The 7,466-nt window shown below is 65.6% G+C and carries 9 protein-coding genes and 1 tRNA gene; 9 read left to right on the plus strand and 1 reads right to left on the minus strand.

From position 1 onward, the window contains the following. Positions 1-11: 11 nt before the first annotated feature. Positions 12-1,568 carry a DEAD/DEAH box helicase gene (locus tag L0D16_RS09995; protein ID WP_243031764.1) on the plus strand — a complete coding sequence of 519 codons (1,557 nt, stop codon included), beginning with the start codon at positions 12-14 and terminating at the stop codon, positions 1,566-1,568. Between the two features lie 141 nt (positions 1,569-1,709). Here L0D16_RS09995 and L0D16_RS10000 read toward each other — a convergent pair. After that, positions 1,710-1,786 (minus strand) — tRNA-Arg (locus tag L0D16_RS10000). Positions 1,787-2,185: 399 nt separating this feature from the next. On the opposite strand from L0D16_RS10000, the gene tkt reads away from it, so the two are divergent. Genes tkt through L0D16_RS10040 form a run of 8 tightly spaced genes read left to right on the plus strand, consistent with a single transcriptional unit; the run spans position 2,186 to position 7,422 of the window. After that, positions 2,186-4,141: a transketolase gene (gene tkt, locus L0D16_RS10005; protein ID WP_243031765.1), complete on the plus strand. Its 1,956-nt coding sequence runs from the start codon at positions 2,186-2,188 to the stop codon at positions 4,139-4,141. Beyond that, a complete protein-coding gene (locus tag L0D16_RS10010; RefSeq protein WP_243031766.1) occupies positions 4,138-4,827 on the plus strand; it encodes a 2-phosphosulfolactate phosphatase in 690 nt (229 codons plus the stop codon). Before tkt ends, L0D16_RS10010 begins: the two co-directional genes overlap by 4 nt. 8 nt (positions 4,828-4,835) lie before the next feature. Further along, a complete protein-coding gene (locus tag L0D16_RS10015) occupies positions 4,836-5,645 on the plus strand; it encodes a class II fructose-bisphosphate aldolase (protein WP_243031767.1) in 810 nt (269 codons plus the stop codon). Further along, positions 5,630-6,385: an HAD-IA family hydrolase gene (locus L0D16_RS10020; protein WP_243031768.1), complete on the plus strand. Its 756-nt coding sequence runs from the start codon at positions 5,630-5,632 to the stop codon at positions 6,383-6,385. Before L0D16_RS10015 ends, L0D16_RS10020 begins: the two co-directional genes overlap by 16 nt. After that, complete coding sequence (locus tag L0D16_RS10025) at positions 6,370-6,678, plus strand: Dabb family protein (protein ID WP_243031769.1); 309 nt, start codon at positions 6,370-6,372, stop codon at positions 6,676-6,678. Before L0D16_RS10020 ends, L0D16_RS10025 begins: the two co-directional genes overlap by 16 nt. Then, positions 6,666-6,938, plus strand: a complete 273-nt coding sequence (locus tag L0D16_RS10030; RefSeq protein WP_243031770.1) for an annexin VII — start codon at positions 6,666-6,668, stop codon at positions 6,936-6,938. The genes L0D16_RS10025 and L0D16_RS10030 overlap by 13 nt, the downstream gene beginning before the upstream one ends. Positions 6,939-6,947: 9 nt before the next feature. Next, positions 6,948-7,217: a hypothetical protein gene (locus L0D16_RS10035; RefSeq protein ID WP_243027697.1), complete on the plus strand. Its 270-nt coding sequence runs from the start codon at positions 6,948-6,950 to the stop codon at positions 7,215-7,217. Between the two features lie 4 nt (positions 7,218-7,221). Next, on the plus strand, positions 7,222-7,422 hold the full coding sequence (locus L0D16_RS10040; RefSeq protein ID WP_243031771.1) for a hypothetical protein: 201 nt from the start codon (positions 7,222-7,224) through the stop codon (positions 7,420-7,422). The last annotated feature ends 44 nt before the right edge of the window (positions 7,423-7,466 follow it).

Raw genomic sequence — 7,466 nt, forward strand, 5'->3', positions numbered from 1 at the left:
AGTGAGAGAGAATGGAGTTCAAAGATTTTCCCCTGAAGGACGAGATCAAGGAAGCCCTTTTGCGCCGGGGCATCACCGCCCCCACCCCCATCCAGGCGGCGGCGTTGCCCTTGGCCCTCGAGGGCAAGGACCTCATCGGCCAGGCCCGCACGGGTACGGGCAAGACCCTGGCCTTCGCCCTGCCCATCGCCCAGGCCCTGGAGGCCTCCAAGGAACGGGGCCGCCCTCCCCGGGCCTTGGTCCTCACCCCTACCCGGGAGCTGGCCCTGCAGGTGGCCTCGGAGCTGGCGGCGGTGGCCCCCCACCTCAAGGTGGTCACCGTGTACGGGGGCACGGGCTACGGGAAGCAAAAGGAGGAGCTGGCCCGGGGGGCCGATGTGGTGGTGGCCACCCCTGGGCGGGCCCTGGACTACTTGAGGCAAGGGGTTTTGCACCTTTCCCAGGTGCGCATCGCCGTCTTGGACGAGGCGGATGAGATGCTTTCCATGGGGTTTGAGGAGGAGGTGGAGGCCATCCTGGCCGCCACCCCTAAGGAGCGCCAGACCCTCCTTTTCTCCGCCACCTTGCCCTCTTGGGCCAGGAAGCTGGCGGAGCGGTACATGAAAAGCCCTGTGGTCATCAATGTGGTGCGGGAGGAGGGGGTTACCTACCAGGAGGAGGCCATCCCTGCCCCCAACGACCGGCTTGGCCTCCTGTCCGACATCCTTTTTGTAAAGGCGCCCAAGCGGGCCATCGTTTTCACCCGCACCAAGGCCGAGACCGAGGAGGTGGCCACGGGGCTCCTTCGTCTTGGCCATGCCGCCCGGGCCATCCACGGGGACCTTTCCCAAAGCGACCGGGAGAGGGTCATGAAGGCTTTCCGGGAAGGGGAGGTGAAGGTGCTGGTGGCCACGGATGTGGCGGCCAGGGGCTTGGACATCCCCGAGGTGGACCTGGTGGTGCACTACCGCCTGCCCGACAAGCCGGAAACCTACCAGCACCGCTCGGGGCGCACGGGGCGGGCGGGGCGGGGGGGTGAGGTGGTGATCCTCTATGGGCCCCGGGAAAAGCGGGAGCTTTCCGAGCTGGAAAGGGCGGTGGGCCGCACCTTCAAGCGGGTGAACCCTCCCACGCCCGAGGAGGTCCTCGAGGCCAAATGGCACCACCTCCTGGCCCGTCTGGCCCGGGTGCCGGAACGGGACTACAAGCTGTACCAGGACTTTGCCAGCCGTCTTTTTGCCGAGGGGCGGGTGGAGGTGGTGGCGGCCCTCATGGCGCTTCTTCTGGGTGGGGCACCCAAGGAGAAGAGCCTTCTCACGGGCGAAGAGGGCTGGCTTACCTTTAAGGCCACGGGGCCCAGGCTCACCCTGCCCCGGCTGGTGGCCCTCCTGAAGGAGGCGGGCCTCGAGGTGGGGAAGATCGCCCAAGGCGGGGAAGGCTTCTATGTGGACCTCCGCCCCCAGGACCTGCCTAGGCTTTCGGAGGTTCAGGGTGTAAAACTGGAGCGGGCCAAGCGGGTGGAAGCCCTGCCCGAAGCCTACGCGGGCGCCCAAAGTTCTTCCCGGGGCCGCCGCTCAGGCCGGGTTTAGACCCGTTCCCGCCCCGTTGTGCCCCCTAGGTACCCGGGAGCATACTCCGGGGAAGGGACGTACCGGGGCCCCCACCTGGGCTTAGGCCAAGGTGGGGTGGTAAGGAGCTAGGCCCGTCCCCCAGGGGAGACGGGCCCTTCTTGGTGCGCCCGGAGGGATTCGAACCCCCGGCCTAGGGCTTAGGAAGCCCCCGCTCTATCCTGCTGAGCTACGGGCGCCCACACCTAGAGGATTCTAGCAGCCTTCTTGGGCCAAGGCAAGCGGCGTGCCTGCTGGGCCTTTGAAGCCTGAAGGATGATTAAAGGTAACGTCCTTGCCCCCTAGTGGGGGGAGTAGGCACCGCCGAAGGCTTTGGGGCTGTGTATGGGCCTATAGGCTGGCCCGCGGGGATCTTGAGAGGCCTTGGGCGGACTTGCCCCCTCCATGCGCACTTAGAGGGGGGTCAGAGGGGATTCTTGCCGTCTGGGTCACGGCGTAGTCCCCACGCACGTGGGGATGGCCCGGCGGCCTTATAGCTATCCCCCAGAGCAACGGACAGAAGGATAACAGTAAGCTTATAGAAGCGGGTCCCGGCTCCGCTTGTGCCCTCCTTCACGGAGGCGTACCCTGGAGGCAACATGACTGAGACCAAGGACCTCACCAGCCTTTCGGTGAACGCCATCCGGTTTTTGGCCGTAGACGCCGTGGAGAAGGCCAAAAGCGGCCACCCCGGCATGCCCATGGCCATGGCTCCTCTGGCCTATCTCCTGTACCGGGAGGTCATGCGCCACAATCCCCTGAACCCCACCTGGCCTAACCGGGACCGCTTTGTGCTGTCCGCAGGCCATGGTTCCATGCTCCTGTATGCCGTTTTGCACCTCACGGGCTATGACCTTTCCCTGGATGAGATCAAGCGCTTCCGCCAGTGGGGCTCCAAGACCCCGGGCCACCCCGAGTACGGCCACACCCCTGGGGTGGAGGTGACCACGGGGCCCTTGGGCCAGGGCATATCCACCGCTGTGGGCATGGCCTTGGCGGAGAGGAAACTGGCCGCGGAGTTCAACCGCCCAGGGCACGAGGTGGTGGACCACTACACCTATGTCTTGGCCTCGGATGGGGACTTGATGGAGGGGATCTCCGGGGAGGCCAGCTCCCTGGCAGGGACCTGGAAGCTATCCAAGCTCATCGTCTTCTGGGACGACAACCACATTTCCATTGACGGCTCCACGGACCTGGCCTTCACCGAGGATGTCCTGGCCCGCTACCGGGCCTACGGGTGGCACACCCTGAGGGTGGAAGATGCCAACGACCTCGAGGCCCTCCGCCAGGCCATCCGCCTGGCCCAGCTGGACGAAAGGCCCTCCCTCATCGCCGTTCGCAGCCACATCGGCTATGGCTCTCCCAAGCAGGACTCCCACAAGGCCCACGGGGAGCCCTTGGGACCTGAGGCGGTGGAGGCCACCCGCAGGAATCTGGGCTGGCCCTATCCGCCCTTTGAGGTGCCCGAGGAGGTCTACCGGCACATGGACATGCGGGAACAGGGAAGGGCCTGGCAGGAGGCTTGGGAGGGGCTCATGGAAGCCTACGCAAAGGCCTATCCTGACCTCCACCAGGAGCTCGTGCGCCGCCTAAAGGGGGAACTTCCTTCCTTGCCCGAGGAACCCCCCGCCTTTGACAAGCCCGTGGCCACCCGGGCCGCAAGTGGCAAGGCCTTGGACGCCATCGCTCCCCGGATGCCGGAACTCCTTGGGGGTAGCGCCGACCTTACCCCTTCCAATAACACCCAAGCCCAGGGCATGGCGGATTTCTCCCCGCAAAATCCTACCGGGCGCTACCTCCACTACGGGGTGCGGGAGCACGGCATGGGGGCCATCCTCAACGGCCTCAACCTCCACGGGGGCTATAGGGCGTATGGGGGCACTTTCCTAGTTTTCTCCGACTACATGCGCCCGGCCATTCGCCTGGCGGCCCTTATGGGCACCCCCACGGTCTTCGTTTTCACCCACGACACCATCGCCCTGGGTGAGGACGGCCCCACCCACCAGCCGGTGGAGCACCTCATGAGCCTTAGGGCCATCCCCAACCTCTGGGTGATTCGGCCGGCCGACGCTTACGAAACCTTTTATGCCTGGCAGGTGGCCCTAAAGCGCAAGGAAGGACCCACGGCCCTCATCCTTACCCGGCAGGCGGTGCCCCTCCTTTCCCCGGAGAAGGCCCAAGGGGTTCTAAAGGGTGGGTATGTGGTAGACGATGCCGAGAACCCCGAGGGGGTCATCGTGGCCACGGGAAGCGAGGTGCACTTGGCCCTTAGGGCCAAGGCCCTTTTGGCAGAAAGGGGCCGCCGGGTGCGGGTGGTGAGCCTGCCTTCCTTTGAGCTCTTTGCCGCGCAGCCGGAAGCCTACCGGCAAAGCGTCCTGCCCCCGGGCCTGCCCACGGTGGCGGTGGAGGCTGGGGTTAGCCTGGGTTGGGAGCGGTACGCCCAAAAGGTGGTGGGCTTGGACCGCTTTGGGGCCAGCGCCCCGTACCCTGAGGTCTACGAGAAGCTGGGCTTTACCCCCGAGCGGGTGGCGGAAGCCTTGGAGGCGCTCTTGTGAAGTTTCGCATAGACCCTTTGCCCCAACCTGGCTCGTATCCGGGCACGGCCATTGTGGTGGACGTGATCCGGGCCACCACCACCGCCGCCCTTTACCTAAGGGCGGGGGCTAAGGCCTTGGTCCTGGCTCCGGGGGTAGAGGTGGCCCGCAGTCTTCGCCAGGATGGGGAGATCCTGGCCGGGGAGGTGGGTGGGCTTCCGCCAGAGGGGTTTGACCTGGGCAACTCCCCCCGGGAGGTGGGGGCCGTGGCGGGCAAAACGGTGGTCATGGCCACCACCAACGGCACCCGGGCCGCCCATGCGGCCTTAGGGGCCAGGCATATCCTTCTGGGTTCCTTGCAAAACGCCCAGGCGGTGGCGGAGGTGGCGGCAGGCTCAGGTGGGGAAGTGGCTATCGTTTGTGCGGGCAAGGAGGGCAACATAGCCCTGGATGACCTTTACACGGCTGGGGTCATTGGAAGACGCCTGCAGGCCCTAGGGTTTGCCCCGGAAGGGGAGATGGCCCACCTGGCCCTTTTTCTGGCGGAGAACCCTCCTTTGCCGGTGCTCACTGCCAGCGAGGCGGCCAAGGCCCTGGTGGCGGTGGGGCTTGGGGAGGATGTGGCGGAGTGCGCTCGGGTGGACGCCCACAGGGTGGTCCCCCGCTTCTTGGGGATGCGGGGGGAGGGCATGGTGTTTGGGCTATAGGAGGAGGGATGCTGGCCACTTTGCGGGAGGTTTTGCCGGAGAAGGGCCGGGCGGTGGGGGCCTTTGACGTGGTGGGCCTGGAGTGGGCCGAGGCCATCCTGGAGGGAGCGGAAACCTTAGGCCTTCCCGTGATCCTAAGCGTGGCTCCGCATCTCGGGGGGCCACCCTTGGAGGCCTTAGCCCCAGGGCTTGTCCATCTGGCCGATGGGGCCAAGGTGCCCGTGGCCCTGCACCTGGACCACGGGGAGAGCCTTCAGGAGGTGGTGCGGGCCCTAAAGCTGGGCTTCACCAGCGTGATGCTGGATGGAAGCCACCTTCCCCTGGAGGAGAACATTCGCCTCACCCGCCTGGCGGTGGAGGTGGCCCGGGCCTATGGGGCCACGGTGGAGGGGGAGGTGGGGGCGGTGCCGGGAGGCTACGGGGGGGAAGTTTCCCACGAGCCCGTGGCCTACACCGACCCTCTGGAGGCCAGGCGCTACTTGGCGGAAACCAGGGTGGACGCTTTGGCGGTGAGCATCGGCACCCGCCACGGCCTCCACAAAGGGCCGGTGCGCCTCAACTTGCCCCTTCTGGAGGAGTTAGGCCAGCTACCCGTTCCCCTGGTCCTGCACGGGGCCTCGGGCCTGAGGCCGGAGGAGTACCGGGCCTTGGTGGACCGGGGGATCCGCAAGATCAACCTGTATGCCGACCTGGCCCTCGAGGCGGCCTACCTTCTCAAGAAGGTGGAGGCGGAGGACTATTTGGGGCTGGTAGCGGGCATGAAGGAGGGCCTAAAGGATTTGGCCATGGCTAGGATGCGCCTATGGTGGGGAGGCTGAAAGCCCTTCTTTGGGATCTGGATGGCACCTTGGCCGAAACCGAGGAGCTCCACCGCGAGGCCTTCAACCGGGCCTTTGCCCACTTTGGCCTGCCCCTTTACTGGGACCAGGAGACCTACGCCCGCCTCCTTTGGACCACGGGGGGCAAGGAGCGCCTTAAGCGGGCCTTGGAGGAGACCCCTGGAGCGCCCAACCTCACCTGGGAGGAGATCGCCGAGGTCCACCGGTACAAGACGGACCTTTACCTGAAGCTTTTGCGGGAGGAAGGGGTCACGCTTCGGCCGGGAGTGCGCCGGCTCCTTGGCGAAGCCCGGGAGGCGGGGGTAGCCTTGGGCCTTTGCACCACCACCAGCCCAGAAAACGCGGAGGCCTTCTTGGAGGGCACGGGGCTTTTGGGCTGGTTTGACCTGGTCCTGGCGGGGGATGTGGTCCCCAGGAAAAAGCCCGACCCGAGCATTTACCTCCTGGCCCAGGAGCGGCTGGGTTTGGCCCCGGAGGAGGCCTTAGTGGTGGAGGATTCCCGAAACGGCCTCCTAAGCGCCAAGGGGGCAGGTTTTCCGGTCCTCATCACCCCTAGCCTCTACACCCTGGACCAGGACTACCAGGAGGCCGAGGCCCTCCTTCCCCATCTGGGGGAGCCTGGGGACCCAGCCCCCGTTCTCCAGGGACCGAGGGCCGGGGAGCGGGTGGTGGTGGATCTGGGTTATCTGGAGGAGGTACGGAGATGGTGGAGCACTTGATCGTGTTTAACACTGAGGCCAGCCCAGAGGAGGTGCGCCGCATGGTGCAGCAGGCGCGGGAGGTCCTGCTGCAGATTCCTGGGGTCTGCGGCCTGCGCTATGGGGAGGCCCTTTCCCCGGAGGCCCGCTACCGCTACTGGCTTTCCGTCCTCTTTGAGGGGCCGGAGGTGGTGGAGTTCTACCGGGACCATCCCCTGCACGTGGAGTTCGCCAACCGGGTCTTCCGCCCCATGGCCCAGGACCGGATCACCACCGACTACCTGGTGCTGACGGAGGTACCATGCGGCACCTAACCCACCAGGAGGCGGAGGGCAAGGCCCTTAGGATTTTGGTGGACGGGCTGGGGGAGGGTTTGGTGGTAGAGGGGGAGGGGGGGTACTACGCCCTCTACTACTTCTACAGCTGGTACGGGCGCAAGGCTCCTGATCCCGAGGAAACCCCCGACTGGGTGGAAGGACCTAGGCCCTCCCCCGAGGGGTTCCGCGACCCTTACGACCAAGCCCGCTGGTTGGAGGATAATGGGTATACGCTCTTCATCAACGAGTCCAAGTAGGAGGTGGGTATGGACTACTCCGAGATGCCCTACCAGGAGGCCAGGAAGCAGGCGGTTAAGGTGCTGGAGGACGGCTACGGGGATGCGGTGATCCTCAAGGACGCCCACGGGTACTGGGCCCTTTACTACCTCTATGGCTTCCAGGCTCCACCCCCCGAGGCCCTGCCCCACTGGATGGAAGGACCCTTGCCCACGGAGGAGGGTATCCGCTCCCCTTACGAGATGCAGAAGTTCTTGGAGGAACAGGGGGAGTTTACCTACCTCAACGACGTAGACTAGACCCATGAAGCGGGATGCCTACCGGGTCCTCCAGGTTACGGAAACCGTCATTTACCTGTTTGCCGGTTTTCTCATTGCGGCTGGGGCAGCGGTGCTCCTCCTTTCCACCTTGGTGGAGGGGGTTCACCACCTCCTGGAGGGGGACTATGGGGAAGTGGCCCTGGCCCTTTTGGACCGGGTGCTCCTGGCCTTGATGCAGACTTGACCGTTATACCGCATAGAGCCCCAGGAACCTGAGGGCGGAGAGGG

The organism is Thermus altitudinis (genome assembly GCF_022760835.1).
Lineage (GTDB): Bacteria > Deinococcota > Deinococci > Deinococcales > Thermaceae > Thermus > Thermus altitudinis.

Coding starts and splice junctions, on each gene's coding strand:
- L0D16_RS09995 (WP_243031764.1), top strand. CDS start 12: ATGGAGTTCAAAGATTTTCCCCTGAAGGACGAGATCAAGGAAGCCCTT.
- tkt (WP_243031765.1), top strand. CDS start 2,186: ATGACTGAGACCAAGGACCTCACCAGCCTTTCGGTGAACGCCATCCGG.
- L0D16_RS10015 (WP_243031767.1), top strand. CDS start 4,836: ATGCTGGCCACTTTGCGGGAGGTTTTGCCGGAGAAGGGCCGGGCGGTG.
- L0D16_RS10020 (WP_243031768.1), top strand. CDS start 5,630: ATGGTGGGGAGGCTGAAAGCCCTTCTTTGGGATCTGGATGGCACCTTG.
- L0D16_RS10025 (WP_243031769.1), top strand. CDS start 6,370: ATGGTGGAGCACTTGATCGTGTTTAACACTGAGGCCAGCCCAGAGGAG.
- L0D16_RS10030 (WP_243031770.1), top strand. CDS start 6,666: ATGCGGCACCTAACCCACCAGGAGGCGGAGGGCAAGGCCCTTAGGATT.
- L0D16_RS10035 (WP_243027697.1), top strand. CDS start 6,948: ATGGACTACTCCGAGATGCCCTACCAGGAGGCCAGGAAGCAGGCGGTT.
- L0D16_RS10040 (WP_243031771.1), top strand. CDS start 7,222: ATGAAGCGGGATGCCTACCGGGTCCTCCAGGTTACGGAAACCGTCATT.